We start from the raw sequence: 21,836 nt of genomic DNA on the forward strand, positions 1-21,836 counted from the left end.
ACATGTTCGCCCTCTGTGCGAGGAGACGCGATGAACCCCAACGGCCGCGCTTCGCTGCGCGACCACATCCAGCAGGCGGTCGACGACGGCGTCTGGCCGGCCGCGCAGTTCGCGGTCGCGCGGCGCGGCGAGATCCTGGCGTTCGAGTCGTTCGGCGACGCCCGTGACGGCGACCGGTTCTGCCTGTTCTCGGCCACCAAGCCGATCGTGGCCTCGCTCGTGTGGCAGTTGCTCGGTGAGGGACTGATCGCCCTGGAGACCCGGGTGGCCGAGGTGTGGCCCGAGTTCGGCGCGTACGGCAAGGACGTGGTCACCCTGGAGCAGGTGCTCCTGCACACCTGCGGCTTCCCCAACGCCGGCATCACGCGCGAGGCCAACGTCTCCAGGGAGAAGCGGGCCGCCGAGATGGCGTCGTGGCGGCTGGAATGGCCGCCAGGGAGCCGCTACGCGTACCACGCCACCTCGGCGCACTGGGTGCTGGCCGAGGTCGTCCACCGCGTGACCGGCCAGGACCACCGGCAGGCGCTGCGCGCCCGGGTCCTCGACCCGCTGGGCCTGGACCGGCTGGAGCTGGGCGTGCCAGTGGACCGGCAGGCGGACCTCAAGCGGGTCACCGCGACCGGGACCCGCAGGACGGAGGTGCTGGAGGCGCTGTTCGGGCAGCCGGTGGACGAGGCCGTCATGGACGCCGACTCGGCGCGGACCCTGTCGGTCGCCAACGACCCCGAGCTGGTGGCCGTGGGCGTGCCGGGCGCGGGCGCCTTCTCCGACGCGGCGAGCGTGGCCCTGTTCTACCAGCAGCTGCTGCACAACACGGCGGGACTGTGGCGACCGGACATCCTGACCACGGCCACCGGCGAGATCCGCACCACCCTCCCCGATCCCATCCGGATGGGCGCCCCCGCCAACCGCAGCATCGGTCTGATCATCGCCGGGCCCGACGACGGCGCCGCCCTGAAGATCCCCTCGCTCGGCATCGAGGTGCCGCTGCGGCCGTTCGGCGGCGCCGTCTCGCCGCGAGCGTTCGGCCACGGCGGGGCGGGCGGCCAGTCGGCCTGGGCCGACCCGGCCACCGGCCTGTCGTTCTGCCTGCTCGTCAACGGGATGGACCGCGACCTGCTGAGTGACGTCGAGCGGCACGCCGCCATCGAGGGGCAGGCGGCACAGTGGGCATGACCTCCGACCGGCTCGCGAAGCTCTCCCTCTCCGAGCAGGCGTCCCTCACCTCGGGCGGCACGGCGTGGACCACGAAGGCCGTCGGCGACGTGGTCCGGGCGCTGCGCCTGTCGGACGGCCCGCACGGGCTGCGGCGACCGCAGGACGGATCGCTGCTGTCCGCCAGCGTGCCCGCCACCTGCTTCCCGCCCGCCGTCACGTCGGGCTCGACGTGGGACCCCTCGCTGATCCGCCGCGTCGGAGCGGCCCTGGCGCGGGAGGCGTCCGCCCTCGGCGTGGACGTGGTCCTCGGCCCCGGGGTCAACATCAAGCGCAGCCCGCTGTGCGGACGCAACTTCGAGTACTTCTCCGAGGACCCGCACGTCAGCGGCGTCATGGGCGCCGCGCTCGTGGACGGCATCCAGTCCCTGGGCATCGGCGCCTGCGTCAAGCACTTCGCCGTCAACAACCAGGAGACCGACCGGATGCGCGTCAGCGCGGACGTCGACGAGCGCACGCTGCGCGAGCTGTACCTGCACGCCTTCGAGCACATCGTGCGCGAGGCCCGGCCGTACACCGTGATGGCCGCCTACAACCGGATCAACGGCGTGCACGCGTGCGAGAACGAGTGGCTGCTGACGCGGGTGCTGCGCGAGGAGTGGGGCTTCGACGGCCTGGTGATGTCCGACTGGGGCGCGGTCAACGACCGGGTCGCCTCCCTCGCCGCCGGTCTCGACCTGCAGATGCCACCGGACGGCACCGACCGTCAGGTCACGGCGGCGGTCGAGGAGGGCCGCCTGAGTCAGGACACCGTCGCCACAGCCGCCGGGCGCGTCCTGCGGCTGCGGGAACGCGTGGACCAGGCACGCCGTTTCGACGACTGGGACGCGGACGCCCATCACGAGCTGGCCCGCGAGGTGGCCCGGGCGGGCGCCGTGCTGCTGAAGAACGACGACGATCTGCTGCCCATCGACCCGATGGCGCGGCTCAAGGTGGCCGTCATCGGCGAGTTCGCCCGCACCCCGCGCTACCAGGGCCACGGCAGCTCCCGCGTGACCCCCACCCGTCTCGACAACGCCTGGGACGCGCTGCGCCAGGCGGCCGGCCCGGACCTGGAGCTGACGTTCTCCCCCGGCACGCCGCCGGAGGAGGCCGTGGCCCAGGCTGCCCAGGCCGACGTCGTCCTGCTCTTCCTGGGTCTTCCTGAGGAGTCGGAGACCGAGGGGCAGGACCGCGCCGACCTCTCCCTGCCCCGCTGCCAGGTGGACCTGCTGCGCGAGGTGGCCGCCATCTGCCCCCGGGTCGCGGTCGTGCTGGCGAACGGAGGGGTGGTGTCGGTGAGCACCTGGCGGGACGACGCACAGGCGATCCTGGAGACCTGGCTCGGCGGCCAGGCGAGCGGCGCCGCGCTGGCCGACCTGATCTTCGGCGCGCACAGCCCGTCGGGCAAGCTGACCGAGTCGATCCCGCTCCAGCTCCAGGACGTGCCCTCCTACCTGCACTTCCCCGGCCAGGACGGCCACACCGTGCACGGTGAGGGCCGCTATGTCGGCTACCGCCACTACGACACCCTCGACGTGCCGGTGGCGTACCCGTTCGGGCACGGACTGAGCTACACCACCTTCTCCTACGCGGACCTGGAGGTGGAGGAGACCGGCGAGAACGCCTGGACGGTCCGCGTCACCGTCACCAACACCGGCTCCCGGCACGGCGCGGAGGTCGTGCAGCTCTATGTCGCCTTCGACGAGCCGCACCCCACGCGGCCCCGGCACGAGCTGCGCGGCTTCGCCAAGCTGCCGCTGGAGCCCGGGGCCTCGGCGCGGGCGGAGTTCCGGCTCACCGGCCGTGACCTCGCCTGGTACTCCACCAAGAGGGGCGGCTGGCGCATCGACCCGGGCGCGTTCACGGTCGAGGTGGGCGCCTCCTCCCGCGACATCCGGCTGCGCGCCGAGCTGCGCACGCCGGGCGACGGCATCGCCGACGAGCTGACCGGCGCGTCCTCGCTGGGCGAATGGCTCGACCATCCGGTCGGCGGGAAGCTCCTGCGCGAGCGGCTCACCGCGCATCCCGGCGCCGTCGACCTCGACGACGTCGATCCTCTGGTGCTGTCCGCCGTGGCCCAGATCCCCCTCGGCAAGTTCACCGGGCCCATCCTCGGGCTCACCACGGAAGCCGTCACCGCACTCGCCGCCGCCGCGCGGAAGGAAACCACATGAACGACCACGGGTTCCACCCGGACCTCGCCGCCCGCATGGAGCGCTCAACGGGACCCGAGCTGCTGAGCGAGCCGTTCGGCCCGCCCGAGACATGGGAGCTCAGGATCGAGGACCGCGCGATCGAGGGGCCCGGTGGCGCGCTCCGGCTGCGGATCTACCGCCCGGTGAGGGACGCGGCCGACCGGCCGTGCCTGGTGTGGCTGCACGGCGGCGCCTGGGTCGGCGGCGACCTGGACATGCCCGAGGCCCATGAGACCTCCCGGGGCGTGGCCGGCCGGGCGGACGCGGTCGTCGTCTCCGTCGAGTACCGGCTGTGCGACGAGAACGTGCACTTCCCCGCACCGGTGGACGACGTGGTCACCGCCTACCGCTGGGTACGGGAGCACGCCGCGGAGCTCGGCGTCGATCCGGCCCGCGTGGCGCTGGGAGGGGCCAGCGCCGGCGGCAACCTGGCCGCGGGGGCGTCCCTGCGGCTGCGCGACGAGGGTGAGACGCCCTGGCAGGCGCTGCTGCTGTACCCGCTGGTGCACGCCCCGCTGCCCGAGCCGTCGGACGAGCTGGCCGCGGCCCTGACCAAGGTGCCCGCCGCGCTGAGCTTCCCGGCCCATCTCATCGACCAGGTGTTCGCCATCTACCTGGACGGCGCCCCGGTCGGGACGGCCTCGCCGTACGCGTTCCCCGGCCACGCCGAGGACCTGCGCGGCTTCCCGCCCACCTACCTCGACAACGACGAGTTCGACCAGCTGCGCGGCAGCGGCGAACGCTTCGCCAACCAGCTCCGCGCCGCCGGCGTGGAGGTCGAGCAGGTCACCTCGCCGGGCGTCCTGCACGGCCATCTCAACCTGGTCGGTCTCGACGTCGCGCACGCCACCCTCGACCGCATGGCCGCCCGCCTGGGGCTCCGGTGAGTGAGATCGGCGGAACCTTCGAGCCGCCGTTCGAGCCGGTGGTGGCGGCCTTCGCCGAGACCGTGACCGAGCCGGAGTCGGGTGGTGCGGCGCTGTCGATCTGGCAGGACGGCGCCGAGGTGGTGAACGTGTGGCGCGGCACCGCCGACGCCCGCACCGGTCGCCCGTGGGACGAGCGGACGATGGCCGTGCTGTTCTCCTCGACGAAGGGGCTGGCGGCCCTCGTCGTCGCCCGCCTCGCCGAGCAGGGCCGGATCGACCTGGACGGGCCCGTCGCGCGGTACTGGCCGGAGTTCGGCATCCACGGCAAGGACGAACTCACGGTCGGGGACCTGCTGGCGCACCGGGCCGGCCTGATCTCACCCGACGCGGATCTCCCGCTGAACGAGGTGCTGGACAGCCATGCTTTCGCGGCCCGGCTCGCCGCACAGCGGCCCCGGTGGACGCCCGGTGAAAGCCACATGTACCACGCGATCACCTGGGGACCGCTGATCCGTGAGGTGGTGGTCCGGGCGACCGGGCGGGAGCTTCCCGAGCTGTTCCGCGAGCTCTCGCCGGCAGAGGTGACGCTGCAGGCGACGGACGCCGAGGTCGCCCGGGTCGCGCACCTGTCGGTCTCGCCGGCGTACGAGGCGCAGGGCCGCATGCTGGAGCGGCTGCTGACCGACGCGGAGAGCAGGCGGTTCCTCACCACCGGCGGCGCCTTCCCGCTGGGTTTCGTCACGGAGGACGGCGGCTTCAACGACCCGCGGGTGCAGCAGGCCGGCCTGGTCAGCGGCGGCGGCCTCGGGACGGCGTCCGGACTCGCGCGGGTCTGGTCCTCGGTGGTGACGCCCACCGGCGGGCGGCGCGTGCTGTCCGATCGCGGTGTCGCCCTGCTCACCCGCGAGCGCAGCAGCGGCCCCGGTCTCATGGACGCGGGCAGCCCCGGCCCGTTCCACCGCTGGGGCGTCGGCGTGCAGCTGTCGTCCGAGGCTCTTCCGCTGCTCAGCGACGCGTCGTTCGGCCACGACGGGGCGGGCGGACAGGCCGGCTTCGCCGATCCGGCTCACCGCGTCGGTTTCGGCTACCTCACCAACCGCATGCAGGCCACGAGCAACGTGCCGCGGGTCGTCGCCGCGCTCAAAGCAGTGCTCGACACGTGACGAAAGGAACCATCAGCGTGCTCGACCACGCCTTCATGATCACGGCGGATGCGGAACGCGGCGCCGCCCTCCTGCTCAGCACCCGGCTCGCGCTCGCCCAGCCGGCCTCCCAGGTGGTGCGGGCGACCCTCAGGGCGACCGCCCACGGCGCGTACGAAGCGCGCATCGGCGGGCGTCCCGTGAGCGACGCCGTCCTCTCCCCCGGCTGGAGCTCCTACGAGTGGCGGCTGCAGGTGCAGGAGTACGACGTCACCCGACTGATGGCCGACCTCGTCGATGTCGAGGTGCTGGTGGGCAACGGCTGGTGGCGCGGCGGCCTCGGCTTCACCGGCCTGAACCTGGACTACGGCCCGTCGATCGGCTTCATCGCCGAGCTGGAGGTGACCTACCGCGACCGCGCCACCCAGGTGGCGGTGACCGGGCCGCACTGGACCGCGCGCCGCTCTCAGATCACCGAGAACAGCCTGTACGACGGGGTACGGATGGACGCCCGCCCGCCGTCCGGCGAGCAGTTGCCCGTCCGCGTGCTCGACTTCGACCGCTCCACGCCGGTGCCGCAGACCAAGCCGGCCATCACCCGGCACGAGACGCTGCGGCCGGTCCGTACCTGGACCTCGCCCAGCGGCAGGACGCTCGTCGACTTCGGGCAGAACCTCGTCGGCTGGATCCGGCTGCGCGCCTCCGGCCCGGCCGGGACGGAGATCACCGTCCGGCACGCCGAGGTCCTGGAGCACGGGGAACTGGCCACCCGTCCGCTGCGCGGCGCCCGCGCCACCGACACCTTCGTGCTGTCCGGCGGCCCCGAGGACGTCTTCGAGCCCACGCTCACCTTCCACGGCTTCCGCTACGCCGAGATCACCGGGCAACCCGGTGACCTGGAAGCCGTGGTGGTGCACTCCGACATGCGCCGCACCGGCACGTTCGAGTGCTCGAACCCGCTGGTCAACCGGCTGGTCGAGAACTCCGTCTGGGGCCAGAAGGGCAACTTCCTCGACCTGCCCACCGACTGCCCGCAACGCGACGAACGCCTCGGCTGGACCGGCGACATCGCCGTCTACGCGCCGGCCGCCTGTTACCAGTTCGACTGCGCCGACGTGCTGCACGGCTGGTTGCTCGACCTCGCCGTGGAGACCGAGCATTCCGGCCATGTCCCGTTCGTGGTGCCCAACGTGCTCAAGTTCGCGCCCGCCGAGGTCCGCGCGAAGAGCGAACCCATGCTCGGGCCCACCGCGATCTGGGGCGACGCCGCCGTCTGGGTGCCCGAGACCCTGTGGCACGCGTACGGCGACCGCGACCGGCTGGCCGAGCACTACCCCGCCATGGTCCGGCACCTGGAGGGAGCCGAAGCCCGGCTGTCCCCATCGGGACTGTGGGACACCGGCTTCCAGTTCGGCGACTGGCTCGACCCGGCCGCGCCGCCCGACCGGCCCCACCAGGCGAAGGCCGACCCGGGAGTCGTCGCGACGGCCTGCCTGTACCGCAGCGCCCGCTTCGCCGCCGACACGGCCGCCATCCTGGGCGAGGATCAGGACGCCCGTCGCTGGAGAGACCTGGCCGGGCGCACCCGCGACGCCTTCATGAAGCACTACGTGCACCACGACGGCACCATCCGCTCCGACGCGCAGACGGTCTACGCGCTGGCCATCCACTTCGGGCTGCTGGACGGCGAGCTGCGCCAGGCCGCAGGCGACCGGCTCGCCGCCCTGGTCCAAGAGGACGACCACCGCGTCGCCACCGGCTTCGCCGGCACCCCCTACGTCACCTGGGCGCTCACCGAGACCGGCCACGTCGAGGACGCCTACCGGCTCCTGCTCCAGGAGCGGTGCCCGTCCTGGCTCTACGCCGTCACCATGGACGCCACCACGATCTGGGAACGCTGGGACTCCCTGCTGCCCGACGGCACCGTCAACCCAGGCGAGATGACCAGCTTCAACCACTACGCCCTCGGCGCCGTCGTCGACTGGCTCTACAAGAGCGTCGCCGGCATCCGCCCCGCCGAACCCGGCTACGCCCGAGTCCTCCTGCGGCCCACCCCCGGCCCGGGCCTCGACTGGGCCCGGGGCACCCTGGACACCCCCCACGGCCGCGTCGCGTGCGGCTGGCGCCGCCAGGACATGGGCTTCGACGTCGAGATCCACGTCCCGAAGGGGATCGAGGCGGACGTCGTCCTGCCCGACGGCGCCCGCCACACGGTGACCGGCGGCGCTCACGCCTTCACCAGCGCTCTTTGACCTTCCACACCCCCCATGGGAGACGCTGCCATGACCACTGCCGCACCCGTCCAGCCGCACATCGCCGAACCCTCGGTGCCCGGCACCTCGATGACCTACCTCGGCGGGCCGCCCTTCCGCCGCTACCTGCTCCTCTACATCCTGGCGATGGCGGGCATCACGGCCGTCTACGGCGGCGTCGGCGCCGTCATCCTGCCCCTGCAGGTCCAGGACATCGAGTTCGCCCACTACTTCACCGGCCCGGACGCCACCGCGAACCTGCAACAGCTGACCAATCTCAAGGCCCAGATCGACGCCGGCGCCGCCACCGCCACGGCGCAGCAGCAACACCAGCTCGACCTGCTCGCCTCCTACGAGGCGGCCCGCGCGAGCAGCCTGTCGATCGTCACCGCCGTCGGCTCCATCGCCACGATGTTCGTCCAGTCCATCGCCGGGCTGCTGTCGGACCGTACCCGCTCGCGCTGGGGCCGGCGTGCCCCGTGGATCGCCGGCGGGGCCGTCCTCGGCGCCGCCCTGGTGATCGGAGCCCGGTACTCGGCCGGCATCGGCCTGCTCATCGCCACGTGGGCCCTCGCCCAGCTCGCCATCAACGCCGCCCAAGGAGCGCTGGGCACCACCGTGCCCGACCGCATCCCGCACAACAAGCTCGGCACCGTCTCCGCCCTGTCCGGCATCGGCACCCTGTTCGGCGCGCTGCTCGGCTCCGTCGCCGCGGGCACCCTGTTCGGCGTGATGGGTCTGGACGCCTACTTCCCCTTCGCCCTGGCCCTGGCCGTCACCGGCCTGCTGTTCGTGCTGATCGCCCGCGACCGCTCCTCCACCGGGCTGCAGCTCCCTCCGGCCAACTGGCTGGCCCTGCTCAAGTCGTACGTCATCCCGCTGCGTTCGGCCGACTTCCGGTGGGTCTGCGTCGCGTCGGTGACGATGATGTTCAGCTACGGCGCGTCCAACGCCTTCAGCCTCTACATGATGCAGAGCTACATCCAGCCCGCCCTCAGCGCCGCCGAGGCCACCCGGTTCATCCCGCTGATGTCCCTGACCGTCCTGCCGGGCACCCTCGTCGCGATGCTGGTCACCGGCCGGCTGTCCGACCGCATCGGGCGCCGCAAGCCCTTCGTGATCGGAGCCTCGGCACTGTTCGCCGTCTCCATGCTGGTGCCGCTGCTGTGGCCGACCCTGGCGTCGCTGTTCGTCCAGAACGTCATCGCCGGCCTGGCCGCCGGCTGCTACCTGGCCGTGGACCGGGCCCTGCTGATCGACGTACTGCCCGACAAGCAGGCCGCCGGCCGCGACCTGGGGCTGGGCAGCATGAGCTTCAGCTTCGGCCAGGCCATCGGCCCCGTCGTCGCCGGCCAGCTCGTCGCCCTGACCGGCGGCTACGGCGTGGTCTGGGTGCTCTCCCTGCTGACCGCGGTCGCGGCCGCCGCGGCCATCATGCCCGTCAAGAAGGTCAGGTGAACGGCTCGGCAAGGCGAAGGCGCAGCTCGCGCGGCCGTCCGGGCCGAAGTCGACGAGGTTGACCGCGAAGACGACGTCCGCGGTGCGCTGGTTCTCCTCGGATCACAGTTGTGCGGGGGGGTTGACGGAGGGCCACCGCGGTCAGGACGCTCCGGCAGTGCGGGAAGGAGGGCGTCGAGGTCCGCGGCGGTGGTCACCCAATCGGGCGGACGGCGGAGGCGGGGGGTGTGCGTGCTGGGCTGACGTCGAACAGGTAGGGGGTTTTGGCCATCAGCAGGGCCATACGGTGCCGGTCCCCGGTGAGGATTGCGCCGGGCGCGCTCGGGCTCAACCAGCTGCTACCGGCCGGCTCAGTCAGTCGCCGAGGGGCGGCACCACGCACACCGGAGCGAAACTCCCGCGCAGGTGAGGCCGATCAGGAACGGATGGACGGCGCCGCGTTCGATGAGGCCGACGAGGACGTTGGCCCCGGAGATGATGTCGGCGAAGTACGCCACCATCGAGACCAGGCCGATCACGCCGACCGTGACCAGCGTTCGCCCGAGTTTCGGGGAAAGTCCGATGCGCCGGTGCATGCTCCCGAGCACGATGGCCAGGACGTTGCCGCCGATGAACCCTGCCAGGGCGCCCAGGGAGTGGAAGTCGCCGGTGCCGTCGTTCATCGCCTCGCCGGATCCGGGGAACAAGCCCAGCAGGACGCCGCCGGCGGCCAGCAGCGTCGCGGGCGCGAGCGCCGCCCAGCGGTGCCGGCCGCGCAGTCCGCGCAGCGCGGCCACACCGGCCAGGATGGTGAGCCCGAACAGGAAGAAGCCGGTGTTCATCACCCATGCCAGCGGTGAGTACATGTACTGCCCGAACAGCGTCGAGGGCCCGTGGACTCCGAGATTGCTGATGAAGTGGTACGTGTAGCTGTAGGGCGGATCCGTCCAGGCCGCCGCGGCGATGAACTCGGCGAGCAGGAAGATCATCGGCCCGGCGAGGAGTAATGCTCCCGCGGTGCGGCGCTGCGCAGGCCGGTACGCGTTGACGTCGCTGGTCATGGTCATGGTCATGGTCCTTCCTGGTCTCGGCGCTGGGTGCGTCAGCCGCCGATATAACTTCACTCACCCACTTACTACACCGAGACTACTTTTATCGTCAATGTAGTTGGAGTCCGGAACTAGTAGGATCTGGCCATGGTTGACGGAACGGCCGTGGGACGGCGTGAACGCAAGAAGGCGGCGACACGGGCGGCGATCCTGGACGCGGCGACAGCGCTCTTCCTCGAACGCGGCTTCGACGGGGTCAGCGTCCGCGAGATCGCCGACAAGGCGGACGTCTCCCCCAAGACGGTCTTCACGCACTTCCCGCAGAAGGAGGCCCTGGTCTTCAGCGACGAGGACGAACGGCACGAGCGCCTAGTGGCCGCGGTGAGCGGCCGCGCGCCGGGAACCACGATCTCCGACGCGCTGAAGGCGCACTACCTCTCCGAGATCGCCGCGATGAGGTCCGGCCCCCAACGCCAGATCCTCACCCTCATGGAGGAGACCCCGGCCCTCCTCGACTACGCGGAGAAGATGTGGTTCCGCCACGAGGGCGCCCTGGTCGCCGCGATCACCGAGGAGTTCGGACTCACGGAGCCGAACGACGAGATCCGCTTCTACGTCCGTTTCGCCCTGCAGATCCAGCTCAGCGCCACCCACGAGGCGGATCCGGCATCAACCATCGATGCGGGGTTCCGCGTCCTCGACGAAGGCTGGGCGCGCTACCAGGAGGCCCGGGACGGGAGCGCGTCCGGGTGAAAGGCTCGCGATCGGCAGCCTCGCCGAGGCGGACGAAGGCCGCGCTGTAGCGTGCGCCCGGCGAGAGCATGCTGAGGGTCAGGCCTGTGCCGCCGCAGAGAGCCGAGTCAGCCGGTACGCCGCCAGGAGCGACGCCCATGCCAGGGCGAGCGCGATGGCGAGCGCGAAGGCGACATTGGCCACCCGGGAACCCTGGATTGTGAAGATCGAGATCCAGGCGGCCAGGAAGAGCGCGCCGGTCGCCATGCTGAAGGCAGCCCAGCCGCGGTGTCCGGCCGTCGCGAACCGTCGGCCGAACGCGAAACTCGCGCCGACCAGCGAGAGAAAGGCGACCCCGGAGACGAGGAAATGCACCATCGCGTGTGTGCTCATGTCCGTGGGCGGGCCGAGGGGCGTCCCAGGCGGGAAGCCGTCGGCGGGATCGGCGGAGAAGAATGCGGCGGCGACCATCCCGGCGCCGCAGACGCCGACCAATTGCGGCCCCCAGGTGCCGGCCCAGCCTGCCGGATCACGTTCCCGGTGCAGACCGATCGCTCCCGCTACGAACAGCAGGCCGCTGACCACGAAGTTGGCGATCTGGATCCATCCCTGGTCACCGTTGCTCAGCATGCTGGCCGGGTGCCGGCTGATGTCGAACCCGTCCCTGGTCAGCATCTGCAGCAGGACCACCACGATGTAGAGCGGGCCTGCGACGGCGCCGCACATCAGCAGCGTTCGGGTCGTCCTGCCGGTCGTTGTGGCGAGGTTCTCGGTCATCGGTCCGCTCCTGATGATCGTCGGTGAGTCGCCGTCCGGCTGACTCGGTGTGCGGTAGGGAATGGCAGGTGGGCACAACGCCGGCGTTGTTCTCGAGCTGGAACACGCCCCTGAGCTGGGGTGAGCGATCTGCTGATCCGGTCGGGGTCGGCGCGGGCGCCGCACACTCTTCGATCCAGGCGTCGTACGTGTGCCGCAGCAGCAGCGAGCATCCCTCACCGCTGACAATCGGCTGGTGGCCGATCTACCGGTGAGGGCGTCGGCCTGGTTGACGATGTCGATCAACCGGTCTTCTTCTTCCTCCTTGTCGTCGTTCGAACCTGGTCGTCCCTCCTTGGACGGTGCCTCGTCAGGCGGGTTCCGGCGCTCGCGCCGGGCGCGTGCGAGTTCGGTCCCCAGCATGTCCAGGCGCTGACGCCAGAACCGGCGGAAGCGTTCATGCACGGACCGAACGTTTCACGCAATACTTATATAAGTCAAGCCTGATATATCCGTGGGAGTCGGCGACGAACCGTGTGGGCGATGATCAAGCCGCTTCTCCCCCGGCGTCAGCGGCGCTTCCGGCATCCTGGGACGCAAGCGGCTGATGTTGCAGGGCATGGCGGATCGGAGCATGGAGATAAGGGTTACCAAGCGGGGGCAGCCGCCCCGGCTATTCCGTGTTCCTTCGGGCGACGCCGAGGAGTTCTCACAACGCGCCGCCGACATCGTGACTTCCTACGACGTCGGCCCCTACCGGAACGCCCCGCACCTGAGCGAGGCCGCAGCGCTGGAAGATCCGGAGGAGCTGGACGTATGGGATGGGATGGGCTGGAGTTGGGGGAGGACCACTCCTTCAATGAGATCCCTTACGCAGAGATCGTGGTGACCGTCAGCGACCCGGGCTACCTGGAACGCATGGTCGCCGGCATGCGCTGGGACACGACCATGACGGGAGAACTCGTAACACGATCGTTCAGAGTGACTGCCCACGCTCCGCGATCATGGGTTCTGCTGCCCGTGCGGGAGGACAGGCATCCGCTGGGCGCCGCCTGACATGTCCTCATCGCCCTCGGGATCACCGTGCGCCGACGACGTACAGGATGCGGTCGTGGGCGTCCTCGTCGGGCGGGTTGCGCAGTGAGGTGCCCACCAGCCCGTGTGCGGCCAGCACGCGCAGGCCCGCTGCCTCCGCCGTCCGGCGGAGCGTGCGGTCGGAGTGGTGGTGCTGTACGTGTCGCATCGACAGCCGGTTCCAGGTCGTGCCGTCGCGTTCGAAGAGGTCGAACTGGGTGACCACCGTCGCGTCCGGCTCGATCGGTGCGGAGAGCGCGAACCAGGTCACGTACCGGTCCCCGCGGTCGGCCACCATCGGGGCGGCGAACGTGCGCCGGTAGTAGCCGATGGTGTTGAGGTCGAACAGGAGCAGTCCGCCGTCGGCGAGCTGGCCGCGCGCGGCAGCCAGTGCCCGGTGCAGGTCGTCGGTGCTGGTCAGGTACGTCATCGGGACGTCCACGCAGGCCACCACGTCGAAGCCGGTGAGGCCGGGCGGGGGTTGCTGCAGGCTGCCCACCAGGAACCGTGTCCCGTTCGCGCCGGGCCGGTGCCGCGCCTGCTCCACCATGGCCGGGGACAGATCGTAGCCGGTCACGTCGAAGCCGCGCTCGCGGAAGGCGAGGCTGCTGCGGCCGGTGCCGCAGCCGGCGTCCAGGAGGCGCCGCCCGCCGGAGCCGTAGCGCTCCGCGGCCTCCACGAAGCGGTCCACCAGGGCCGCGGTGTCCAGGCGGGCGTTGAGCTCGTCGTACCGGTGGGCGACGCCCTCGTACGCCGCCAGCGTCTCGTCCACGAGCGCCTCCCCACGGTCGCGTCGGAGGCCGCGCCGGGCGAGCGAGCGCCCGGCGCGGCCGGCGAACAGGACTTACCAGATGAACCACGCCTGCCGGTTGATCCGGCGGCCGGTGACGCGACGCAGCAGCTTCTTCACAGAGTTCACCTCCTTCCGACGAGCGTGCGCTGGTGGTCAGGTCCGGTACGGGGTCCGTCGCAGCTCGAAGCCGGGAGGGGTGATGATGCCGGCGACGTGGGGACGGCCGAGGCCGCCGCGTACCTGGAGCCGGGCGCCGGCGGTGAGGGCGGCGAGCAGGCCGGCGGCCAGCGAGTGGGCCACGGCGGCTCCGGCGCAGGTGAACGCGCCGCCGCCGAAGGGCAGGTACGGGCCCCGGGGTTCGTGGCCGTCCCACCGGCCGGGCCGGTAGCCGGCCGCGTCCGGCCAGTGCCGTTCGTCCCGGTGCAGCAGGTACGGGCAGACGGACACGCTCTCCCCCGGCTCCAGCGGCACGCCGCCGATCTCGTGGGCGCGCAGCACGGGACGGCCCAGCAGCCACGCCACCGGCCACAGCCGCAGCGACTCCCTTACGGCCGACTCCGGCGACACGGACGCCAGGTCGACGCCCTGGGCGGCGGACTCCAGCAGCGCCCAGGCGACCACGTGCGCCACGGGCGCGACCGAGGTCCGGAACAGCAGCAGGTACACCTGGGCGATCTGGCCGGGCGGAGTGCCGGGCGGCGCGGCCCCCAGTACGGCGTCCAGCAGATCACCCGGCTGGCCAGGGGTGGCGCGGCGGGCGGTGGCCTCGGCGGCCAGGGCTCGCACGACGCGCGTCCATAACGCCGCCCGCCGGAGCCGGGGCAGTCGCCCGGCCGGGCGGATCAGCACGTCGCGGCGTACCACCAGCGCCATGAGGCGACGCAGGTCGGGCGGGCTGTCCGGGCGCAGCAGCGCTTCCGACAGGACCCGGTGCACGGCGGCGTGGCCGGCGGCGGGCCAGGCGCTGGTCTCCCCCAGCTCGGCCACCACGGCGGTCAGCCGCTCGGGGTGTGCGGCGAGGTGGGCGCGGAGGGTGGCGCGGGCGGCTCGGCCGATGACGACCTGCGCGGCACGCGGTTCCAGCCGTCCGCCGCGTACGTGGAAGAAGTCGGAGATCTCGTCGTAGTTGCCGTCCTGGTCGTGGAGGACCCGCAGGGCCTCCGCCGGGTCGGCCACGCACAGCGACCCGTCGTCAGGCAGCCGGAACACCGGCCCGCGGGTGGCGAAGGCGTGCTCGACGTACCCCAAGGGGTCGCGGCGGTACCAGCCCGCCGGTGGACGCCCGTCTTCGGGCGCGGACCGGCCTTGCGTGTTCCCGATCGCCGTCATTCGACCTGCCCTGTGCCATCCGTGACCTCAGGGCGCGCGCGGGAAGCGCGTGCCCACCATGAGCAGAGCTGCGTCGGCCTGTCACGTACGTACGTGGATCAGTGGATCAGTGGATCAGTGGCGAGGACGACGTCTAACCAGGAGTGGCCGCAGCTTATAGCGGCGGCCCGCTCCTCCTGATCAACGAGGTGCGGATGGGGCGTACGGTGCGAATTTTCACATGATTGTTTACAGGTTGTCAGAAGAGCGGCGATCAGTTCCTGCGCAGTGTCTGGGACATCCAACGGCCGGGGACCCTCGGCACGCACATCGGCAACGTGACCGGGGTGGCGTTCCAGACCGGGGGCGGGTGCTCGCGACCGCGAGCGACGACGGCACGGCCCGGCTCTGGTAGACCGACGCGGACCGGGCCGCCCGGGACGTCTGCGCGCTGGCGTTCCCCGCGATCACCCCGGCCGAATGGCGGCACTACCTGCCGGGCCCGGCGTACCGGCCGCCTTGCTGACGTGAACCTGGCGGCCGGGTTTCCCGACTGTACCGGTGAACGACAGGAGGACGGGATGACCGACGAGCTGTTGATCGTGCGTTGCCAGCTCGGCGAGCACGACGCGCTCACCGAGCTGGTGCGCTCCTGGCACGAGCCGGTGCGGACGTACGTGCGCGGGATGCTGGGCGCGGAACGCGCCGACGACGTGACCCAGGAGGTCTGGCTGGCGGTGATCCGCGGGCTGCCGCGGCTGAGGGAGCCGGGGCGGTTCGCGCCCTGGTTGTTCACGATCGCCAGGCGGGCCGTGACCGACCGGCTGCGCCAGGAGTACAGCGTGGCCGAGGCCGGCGCGCAGCAGGAGCCGGTCACCGAGGACGCCGCCGGCGTCGTGGTGGAGCGCGCCGCGCTGATCGCCGCCCTGTCCCGCCTGCCCGTACGGGAGCGGGAGGTCCTGGTGCTGTTCTACCTGGAGGACCTGTCGCTGGAGGACTGCGCCGAGATCTGCGCCGTGCCGGTCGGAACGGTCAAGTCACGGCTCAACCGCGCCCGCCGCCTGCTGCGCGACCACCTGACGGAGAAGGGATCGAAGCGATGAACGACGAGCCGAACCTGTCCGCCGACGAGATGATCGGCCGGCTGTCGCCGGTGCTGTCGCCGTGGCGGCGGCTGCGCGGTGTCGTGGCCCTGGTGAGCGGGCTGGCCGGAGCAGTGTGCGCGGGGTCGCTGTGGGCGACCGAGCCGGCCGCGCTGCCGGGCCGTACCCGTCTGGCCTTCGCCGTGTTCACTCTGGTGTGCCTGGCCTGGGCCGGGTACGGCGGCTGGCTGGTCACCCGGCGCACGCCGCTGCTGGCGCTGGACCGGGTGGTCGCGGGGTGGTTCGCCCTGGCCGCGTCGGTCGCCACCACCGTGATCCTCGTGGTGGCGGCCGTGCAGCGGGGCGCGGGCCTCGCTCCCGCCCTGGCGACCGGCGCGGTCGTCACCGCCGTGTCAGCCGTCCTCGTCGTACGGGCTCACGTCCGGCGGGCCGCGCTGCTGCGCCGCAAGCGGGAGCTGTCCGGACGGGACGCGCCCCCCGGTGGACCCGCTTGACGGAACCGATCCGCCCCGCAGACGGTAATGCGAGAACTCGGCGGGTAGCGCTCCTTCAGCACGACAGCCACCTTCAGAAGGGACGCACATGCCGGTCCGCGAAATGCTCGACACCTACCCCGCCGACATCAACCTGGACCGCGGCCTGATCGCCGACGCCGTCCAGGCGCTGATCGACTGCGCGCAGGCCTGCACCGCCTGCGCCGACGCCTGCCTGAGCGAGCAGCACGTCGACCAGCTGCGCAAGTGCATCCGCACCGCCCTGGACTGTGCCGACATCTGCTCCACCACCGCCCGCGTCCTGTCACGGCACACCGGCTACGACGCCAACATCACCCGCGCCCAGCTGCAGGCGTGCATCCAGGCATGCCGCAGCTGCGCCGACGAGTGCGCCCAGCACGCCGACATGCACGCCCACTGCCGGGCCTGCGCCGACGCCTGCCGCCGCTGCGAGCAGGTCTGCCGGAGCCTGCTGGACAGCATCAGCTGAGCCGCGGGGCCGCGCTCCCGCTCGGGAGCCGGTCGTCGCGGTTCACCGGCATTCACTCAGGGGAGTATTGATCCCACTGACAGTAGTGATGCCGGAGGCATGATGCGCCCGACCAGACCCGACCTCCCCCTGCTGGCCGTCGCCGTGGGGCTGCTGGTGGCGGTGATGCTGTGGGGCGCGATCTTCACCGAGTCGCTGGCCACGGCCGGCAGCGCCGCGCTCGGGTGGGTGCTGGGCAACCTCGGCTGGCTGTTCGTCGTGGCCGCCGACTTCTTCCTGGTGCTGGCCGTCGTGCTCGCGCTCAGCCGGTACGGCAGGATCCGGCTCGGCGCGGACGACGACGAGCCGGAGTTCACCAATCTCGCCTGGACCGCGATGATGTTCAGCTCCGGGATGGGCATCGGGCTGATGTTCTACGGCGTCGCCGAACCCCTGACCCACCTGCTCAGCCCCCCGCCCGACCTCGGTCTCGCGGCGGGCTCGCCCCAGGCCGCGCGCACCGCGATGGAGTACTCCCTGTTCCACTGGACCCTGCACCCGTGGGCGATCTACGCGATCACCGGCATGGCCCTGGCCTACTCCACCTTCCGCAAGGGGCGGGGCAACCGGTTCAGCGAGGCGTTCACCCCGCTGTTCGGGGGCCGGCCCAGGCCGGTGGTGGGGCGGATGCTGGATCTGCTGGCCGTCCTGGCCACGGTCTTCGGCACCGCGACCAGCCTGGGCCTGGGGACGCTCCAGGTGAGGTACGGCGTCAACGAGCTGTTCGGGCTCGGCGGTCGGCGGCTGGAGGTGATCGTCATCATCGTCCTGACGGCCGGGTTCGTCGTCTCGGCGGCCAGCGGGGTGCACCGCGGCGTGCGCGTCCTCAGCACGCTCAACGTCTATCTGGCCGCCCTGCTGGCCCTGTTCATCTTCGTCTTCGGGCCGACCGTGGCGGTGCTCGACCTGATCCCCGCCTCGCTCGGCGGCTACCTGAACGACCTGCTCTCGATGGCCTCGCGGACGGGAGCGTTCGTCGACAAGAACTGGCTCGGCACGTGGACGATCTTCTACTGGGCGTGGTGGATGTCCTGGGCGCCGTTCGTGGGCGCCTTCATCGCCCGGGTGTCCCGGGGCCGGACGATCCGCGAGTTCGTCGTCGGCGTGCTGCTCATCCCCTCCGGAGCCAGCGTGCTCTGGTTCTCCATCAGCGGCGGGAGCGCCGTCCGGATGCAGCTGTCGGGCGCGGCCGACTTCACCGGGAAGATCGCGGAAGGGGCGGAGGCGGCGATGTTCGCGCTGCTCGGCCAGCTGCCGCTCGCCACGCTCGCCACCGCGATCACCGCGCTCCTGATCGCGCTCTACTTCGTCACCAGCGCGGACTCGGCCTCCCTGGTGCTCGGCTCGCTCTCCAGCCGGGGCTCGCTCCACCCGCCTCGGCCCCTGGTGGTGATGTGGGGGGTGCTGGTCGGGGCGATCGCGCTGGTGCTGCTGCTGGCCGGTGGGCTGGAGGCGCTGCAGCAGGCCACGATCCTGGTCGCGCTGCCGTTCGTGGTCGTCATGCTCCTGCTCTGCGCGGCGTTGGTGAAGGAGCTGCGCGAGGATCCGGGCGCGGGACCGCTGCGCCATCCGCACCCGCACGGGCTGCCGGACGCCCTGCGCCGGGTCAGCGGGGAGGACGACGGGAAGTGAGGAGCTCGCTCATTCGAGGGTGCGCAGCCCGTCCTCCAGCAGGTGAAGGGCGCGGCGCATCCGCTCCCGCAGCTCCTGCGGCGGCTCGCCCTGCTCGATGCCTCCCATGACCGCGCCGACCAGCGCGCCCACCAGGGCGCCGGCCGTCGCGCGGGCCAGCGTGTCGTCCAGCCGGTCGGGGTAGGCGCGCCGCAGCCGCTCGGCGATCAGGCGCTCCGCCGCGATCAGCCGTTGCAGCGCCTGGGCCTGCAGCTCGGGTTTGGCGAGCATGACGGCGAGCCGGTCAGGGCTGGACAGGTCGTCCGACGCCGCCATGACGCGCTCGAGAATCTGGCGCACCGCCTCCAGCGGGGTGTCGGCCTGTACGGCGTCGAACGCCGCCCCGATCGCCCTCAGCCGCTGATCGGTGCCGGCGAACAGCACCTCCTCCTTGGCGCGGAAGTAGCCGAAGAACGTGCGCGTCGAGACGTTCGCGGCGGCGGCGATGTCGGCGACCGTGGTCCCGTCGTACCCCTTCTCGGCGAACAGCCGTTCCGCGGCCTCGACCAGCGCGGCCCGGGTCTGTTCCTTCTTCCGCTCTCGCAACCCCATGGCGCTACCCTACACGCTCATGTAAATTTGCATTGTGATGCAAAAAGAGACCATCCGGGTCGAGGCACTCCGGGTGCGCTACCGGGCCGCCGCACGGGATGCGGTGGCCGGCGTCGACTTCACGGTGGACGCCGGCGAGGTGTTCGGCCTGCTCGGCCCGAACGGCGCCGGCAAGTCCACGACCCAGCGCGTGCTCACCGGCCAGCACCGCCGCTACACCGGCCGCGTCCAGGTGCTCGGCCGGCCCGTCGCCGGCTGGGGCCGGGACCTGTACGAGCGGATCGGCGTCGGCTTCGAGCTGCCGGCGTACTTCCCCAAGCTCACCGCCCGGGAGAACCTGGCCGCCTTCGCCGCCCTCCACCGCCGACCGGTGGACCGGCCGGACCAGGTGCTGGCCGCCGTCGGCCTCGCCGGCGCCGCCGACCAGCGCGCCGCGACGTTCTCCAAGGGCATGAAGATGCGGCTGAACCTGGCCCGTGCGATCCTGCACCGCCCGGACGTGCTCTTCCTCGACGAGCCGACGTCCGGGCTGGACCCGACCCACGCCGCCGACGTCCGCGCGATCATCCGCGCGCAGGCGGACGCGGGGCGCACCGTCTTCCTCACCACTCACGACATGCCGGCCGTCGAGGAACTGTGCACCAGGGTGGCGTTCATGCGCGAGGGCGCCTTCGTGGCCGTCGACACCCCGCGCAACCTCCGGCTCGCCTACGGCCGCCGCTCGGTGGTCGTGGAGTTCGCCGAAGCCGGTGAGCTGCGGCAAACCGAGTTCCCGGCCGCCGACGATCCCGGGCTGCTGGACCTGCTCGCCACCGGCCGGGTGCGGACCGTGCACACCCGCGAGGCCGCGCTCGCCGACGTCTTCATCGCGGTCACCCGGACCACCTCTGCCGTGAGCGGGGCGTCATGACGCGGCCGGCCGCCCTGCTCGCGCTCGAACTGCGCGCGCAGTGGCGCCAGGGCGTCCCGGCGGCGGTGCTCGGGCTCGCCGGGTTCTGGTCCGTTCTGCTCGTCCTGCTGCCGGTACGGGCCGCGCGGGTCGCGACGCCGTACCTGCTGTTCGTGGAGGTCGTGACGGTGGGCACCCTGTTCGCGGGGGCTCTGACCGTCACCGACCGCTCCACCGGCGCCGCCGCCGCGCTCGCCGTGAGCCCGGCGCGGCCATGGGAACGGATCGCGGCGAGATCGGCCCCGCTCGCCGCGTTCACCACCCTCGGCGCGGTACCGGTCCTGCTCGCCGGAGGGCGCACGGGCCAGATCGGTGCGGGACTGCCCGCGATCGCTTTGACCGGCCTGCTCCTGCTCGCCGTCGCGGCCGGCGTCGCCGCCCGCAAGGACGAGCTCGTCGGGTTCATGGTGGCGCTGGCGGGCCCGATGGCGCTGCTGCTCGCGGTGCCGCTGGCGGTGTCCGCCGGGCTGCTGACCGGGGTGCTGTGGTACGCCACGCCCACGACCGGCGCTCTCATGCTGCTGCGCGGTGACGCGCCGTATCCGGCCGGCCCGCTGCTCGGCTATCTGGCGTTGTGGGCGGCGGCGGCCGTGGGGTACGCCACGTGGCGGCTGCGCGCCGGTCAGGACGCGGCGCCCGGCCGGACCGTCGTCCACGTGCGGGCGATCCCCAGCCGGCCCCGCTGGTTGGTGTTCCCCCGCGCGGACCTGCGCAACATCACCCGGGACACGATGCTGGCCGCGGTGGCGTTCAGCCCGCTGCTGCTCGCGCTCGCGCTCCGCTTCGGCTACCCGCCGCTGGCTGGATGGCTGCAGCGGACCGGCGGCCCGGACCTGACCTCCTATGAACCGGTGCTGGCGATGCTCGCCATCGCCGTGCACGTACCGGTCGCCTTCGGCATGACGGGCGCGCTGATCGTGCTGGACGACCTGGAGGACGGCACACTCGCCGTCGTGCGCACCTCGCCGCTCGGGGTGCCGCGCTACCTCGCCTACCGGCTGACGGCCGTCACGCTGCTCAGCGCCGCCGGGCTCGCGGTCGCGGCGCCGCTGTCCGGTCTGGTGCCCGCCTCGGCGACCGGCGCGCTCGTGCTCGCCGTACCGCTCGGGCCGCTGATGACCCTTGCGACGCTCGCGGTCGCCCGCAGCCGGGTGCAGGGCGCCACGGCGGACAAGGTGCTGGCGCTGCCCGCGTACCTGCCGGTCGCGGCGTGGTGGCTGAGCGGGCCGGCGGGCTGGTCGCTCGCGCCGTTGCCGACGTACTGGATCGTGCGATCCTGGCCGGAAGCCGGCCCGTTTCATCTGCTCGGCGGGCTGGTCTGTCTCACCGCCTGGCTGGTCCCGCTCGCCCGCCGGGTGACACGCAGGCTCAGGTAGAAGGGCGCCGGGCCAGGGTTGCCGCCACGCGTCACTTCCCGGCCGGGCCGGCCTTCCCGCTGATGGACTCCTGATAGATGTCCGCGTACGTGCGTGAGTCCTTGATCAGGTCGTCGGCGAAGGCGGCGACGTCGTCGCCGACGAGCTCCAGGACTCCCTTGCCGTCCGCGACGCCCTCCTCGAAGAAGTCGACGATCCCCGAGAGCAGGGACCCGCCGACCAGATCGACCGGTCCGACCTTGAAGTAGTACCGCTGCATCTCCTTGTAGACGACCTGGTAGTCCGGCGGGAGCGCCTTGACGCGCGCCATGTGCGCCCGCCACTGTTTCTTGCCCTCGATGATGTCCCGGATGCTCAC

19 protein-coding genes are annotated in these 21,836 nt (G+C 72.0%); 13 read left to right on the forward strand and 6 right to left on the reverse strand.

What is annotated here, in order from left to right:
• Window positions 1–30: 30 nt before the first annotated feature.
• From AC27IY_RS34535 to AC27IY_RS34560, 6 genes are read left to right on the forward strand one after another with little or no spacing between them, the layout of a single operon-like run.
• Window positions 31–1,176: a serine hydrolase domain-containing protein gene (locus tag AC27IY_RS34535; protein WP_487180545.1), complete on the forward strand. Its 1,146-nt coding sequence runs from the start codon at window positions 31–33 to the stop codon at window positions 1,174–1,176.
• Entirely contained in the window at window positions 1,173–3,371 is a 2,199-nt protein-coding gene (locus AC27IY_RS34540) for a glycoside hydrolase family 3 C-terminal domain-containing protein (RefSeq protein WP_487180546.1), read from the forward strand. The genes AC27IY_RS34535 and AC27IY_RS34540 overlap by 4 nt, the downstream gene beginning before the upstream one ends.
• Window positions 3,368–4,279 (forward strand): alpha/beta hydrolase, encoded by a 912-nt coding sequence (locus AC27IY_RS34545; RefSeq protein ID WP_487180547.1) that lies wholly within the window; start codon window positions 3,368–3,370, stop codon window positions 4,277–4,279. The genes AC27IY_RS34540 and AC27IY_RS34545 overlap by 4 nt, the downstream gene beginning before the upstream one ends.
• A complete protein-coding gene (locus AC27IY_RS34550) occupies window positions 4,276–5,424 on the forward strand; it encodes a serine hydrolase domain-containing protein (RefSeq protein WP_487180548.1) in 1,149 nt (382 codons plus the stop codon). Before AC27IY_RS34545 ends, AC27IY_RS34550 begins: the two co-directional genes overlap by 4 nt.
• On the forward strand, window positions 5,421–7,655 hold the full coding sequence (locus AC27IY_RS34555) for a family 78 glycoside hydrolase catalytic domain (RefSeq protein ID WP_487180550.1): 2,235 nt from the start codon (window positions 5,421–5,423) through the stop codon (window positions 7,653–7,655). The genes AC27IY_RS34550 and AC27IY_RS34555 overlap by 4 nt, the downstream gene beginning before the upstream one ends.
• A 30-nt stretch (window positions 7,656–7,685) precedes the next feature.
• Entirely contained in the window at window positions 7,686–9,113 is a 1,428-nt protein-coding gene (locus AC27IY_RS34560; RefSeq protein WP_487180551.1) for an MFS transporter, read from the forward strand.
• A 350-nt stretch (window positions 9,114–9,463) separates the two neighbouring features.
• On the opposite strand, the gene AC27IY_RS34565 is transcribed toward AC27IY_RS34560, so the two are convergent.
• The gene (locus AC27IY_RS34565; protein ID WP_487180552.1) at window positions 9,464–10,165 is read right to left on the reverse strand and encodes a DUF998 domain-containing protein; all 702 of its coding nucleotides are present in this window, start codon (window positions 10,163–10,165) and stop codon (window positions 9,464–9,466) included.
• A 123-nt stretch (window positions 10,166–10,288) separates the two neighbouring features.
• On the opposite strand from AC27IY_RS34565, the gene AC27IY_RS34570 reads away from it, so the two are divergent.
• Window positions 10,289–10,894: a TetR/AcrR family transcriptional regulator gene (locus tag AC27IY_RS34570; protein WP_487180553.1), complete on the forward strand. Its 606-nt coding sequence runs from the start codon at window positions 10,289–10,291 to the stop codon at window positions 10,892–10,894.
• A gap of 78 nt (window positions 10,895–10,972) precedes the next feature.
• On the opposite strand, the gene AC27IY_RS34575 is transcribed toward AC27IY_RS34570, so the two are convergent.
• The 3 genes from AC27IY_RS34575 to AC27IY_RS34585 form a co-directional block, all read right to left on the reverse strand.
• Window positions 10,973–11,650: a DUF998 domain-containing protein gene (locus AC27IY_RS34575; RefSeq protein WP_487180554.1), complete on the reverse strand. Its 678-nt coding sequence runs from the start codon at window positions 11,648–11,650 to the stop codon at window positions 10,973–10,975.
• Between the two features lie 1,057 nt (window positions 11,651–12,707).
• Window positions 12,708–13,475 carry a class I SAM-dependent methyltransferase gene (locus tag AC27IY_RS34580; RefSeq protein ID WP_435408686.1) on the reverse strand — a complete coding sequence of 256 codons (768 nt, stop codon included), beginning with the start codon at window positions 13,473–13,475 and terminating at the stop codon, window positions 12,708–12,710.
• Window positions 13,476–13,649: 174 nt separating this feature from the next.
• Window positions 13,650–14,825, reverse strand: coding sequence for a cytochrome P450 (locus tag AC27IY_RS34585; protein ID WP_487180555.1), 1,176 nt, complete (start codon window positions 14,823–14,825; stop codon window positions 13,650–13,652).
• A gap of 560 nt (window positions 14,826–15,385) precedes the next feature.
• Between AC27IY_RS34585 and AC27IY_RS34590 the strand changes: the two genes are divergently transcribed.
• From AC27IY_RS34590 to AC27IY_RS34605, 4 genes are all read left to right on the forward strand, one after another.
• On the forward strand, window positions 15,386–15,907 hold the full coding sequence (locus AC27IY_RS34590; protein ID WP_344207508.1) for an RNA polymerase sigma factor: 522 nt from the start codon (window positions 15,386–15,388) through the stop codon (window positions 15,905–15,907).
• Window positions 15,904–16,401, forward strand: coding sequence for a hypothetical protein (locus AC27IY_RS34595; protein WP_487180556.1), 498 nt, complete (start codon window positions 15,904–15,906; stop codon window positions 16,399–16,401). The genes AC27IY_RS34590 and AC27IY_RS34595 overlap by 4 nt, the downstream gene beginning before the upstream one ends.
• 88 nt (window positions 16,402–16,489) lie before the next feature.
• On the forward strand, window positions 16,490–16,891 hold the full coding sequence (locus AC27IY_RS34600) for a four-helix bundle copper-binding protein (RefSeq protein WP_487180557.1): 402 nt from the start codon (window positions 16,490–16,492) through the stop codon (window positions 16,889–16,891).
• 99 nt (window positions 16,892–16,990) lie between these two features.
• Window positions 16,991–18,562: a BCCT family transporter gene (locus tag AC27IY_RS34605; RefSeq protein ID WP_487180558.1), complete on the forward strand. Its 1,572-nt coding sequence runs from the start codon at window positions 16,991–16,993 to the stop codon at window positions 18,560–18,562.
• A 9-nt stretch (window positions 18,563–18,571) separates the two neighbouring features.
• Here the strand turns inward: AC27IY_RS34605 and AC27IY_RS34610 are convergent, their stop codons facing one another.
• On the reverse strand, window positions 18,572–19,153 hold the full coding sequence (locus AC27IY_RS34610) for a TetR/AcrR family transcriptional regulator (RefSeq protein ID WP_423449251.1): 582 nt from the start codon (window positions 19,151–19,153) through the stop codon (window positions 18,572–18,574).
• A gap of 37 nt (window positions 19,154–19,190) precedes the next feature.
• Here AC27IY_RS34610 and AC27IY_RS34615 point away from each other — a divergent pair, with 37 nt between their 5' ends.
• Both AC27IY_RS34615 and AC27IY_RS34620 read left to right on the forward strand, forming a co-directional pair.
• The gene (locus AC27IY_RS34615; protein ID WP_487180788.1) at window positions 19,191–20,063 is read left to right on the forward strand and encodes an ABC transporter ATP-binding protein; all 873 of its coding nucleotides are present in this window, start codon (window positions 19,191–19,193) and stop codon (window positions 20,061–20,063) included.
• Window positions 20,060–21,478, forward strand: a complete 1,419-nt coding sequence (locus tag AC27IY_RS34620; protein WP_487180559.1) for a hypothetical protein — start codon at window positions 20,060–20,062, stop codon at window positions 21,476–21,478. Before AC27IY_RS34615 ends, AC27IY_RS34620 begins: the two co-directional genes overlap by 4 nt.
• A 31-nt stretch (window positions 21,479–21,509) precedes the next feature.
• Here AC27IY_RS34620 and AC27IY_RS34625 read toward each other — a convergent pair whose 3' ends face one another.
• Window positions 21,510–21,836, reverse strand: a complete 327-nt coding sequence (locus AC27IY_RS34625) for a DUF1048 domain-containing protein (RefSeq protein WP_487180560.1) — start codon at window positions 21,834–21,836, stop codon at window positions 21,510–21,512.

The sequence above is a fragment of the Nonomuraea sp. B208 genome, from assembly GCF_057536035.1.

Coding starts and splice junctions, on each gene's coding strand:
- AC27IY_RS34535 (WP_487180545.1), top strand. CDS start 31: ATGAACCCCAACGGCCGCGCTTCGCTGCGCGACCACATCCAGCAGGCG.
- AC27IY_RS34540 (WP_487180546.1), top strand. CDS start 1,173: ATGACCTCCGACCGGCTCGCGAAGCTCTCCCTCTCCGAGCAGGCGTCC.
- AC27IY_RS34545 (WP_487180547.1), top strand. CDS start 3,368: ATGAACGACCACGGGTTCCACCCGGACCTCGCCGCCCGCATGGAGCGC.
- AC27IY_RS34560 (WP_487180551.1), top strand. CDS start 7,686: ATGACCACTGCCGCACCCGTCCAGCCGCACATCGCCGAACCCTCGGTG.
- AC27IY_RS34565 (WP_487180552.1), bottom strand. CDS start 10,165: ATGACCATGACCATGACCAGCGACGTCAACGCGTACCGGCCTGCGCAG.
- AC27IY_RS34570 (WP_487180553.1), top strand. CDS start 10,289: ATGGTTGACGGAACGGCCGTGGGACGGCGTGAACGCAAGAAGGCGGCG.
- AC27IY_RS34575 (WP_487180554.1), bottom strand. CDS start 11,650: ATGACCGAGAACCTCGCCACAACGACCGGCAGGACGACCCGAACGCTG.
- AC27IY_RS34585 (WP_487180555.1), bottom strand. CDS start 14,825: ATGACGGCGATCGGGAACACGCAAGGCCGGTCCGCGCCCGAAGACGGG.
- AC27IY_RS34590 (WP_344207508.1), top strand. CDS start 15,386: ATGACCGACGAGCTGTTGATCGTGCGTTGCCAGCTCGGCGAGCACGAC.
- AC27IY_RS34595 (WP_487180556.1), top strand. CDS start 15,904: ATGAACGACGAGCCGAACCTGTCCGCCGACGAGATGATCGGCCGGCTG.
- AC27IY_RS34600 (WP_487180557.1), top strand. CDS start 16,490: ATGCCGGTCCGCGAAATGCTCGACACCTACCCCGCCGACATCAACCTG.
- AC27IY_RS34605 (WP_487180558.1), top strand. CDS start 16,991: ATGATGCGCCCGACCAGACCCGACCTCCCCCTGCTGGCCGTCGCCGTG.
- AC27IY_RS34610 (WP_423449251.1), bottom strand. CDS start 19,153: ATGGGGTTGCGAGAGCGGAAGAAGGAACAGACCCGGGCCGCGCTGGTC.
- AC27IY_RS34615 (WP_487180788.1), top strand. CDS start 19,191: ATGCAAAAAGAGACCATCCGGGTCGAGGCACTCCGGGTGCGCTACCGG.
- AC27IY_RS34620 (WP_487180559.1), top strand. CDS start 20,060: ATGACGCGGCCGGCCGCCCTGCTCGCGCTCGAACTGCGCGCGCAGTGG.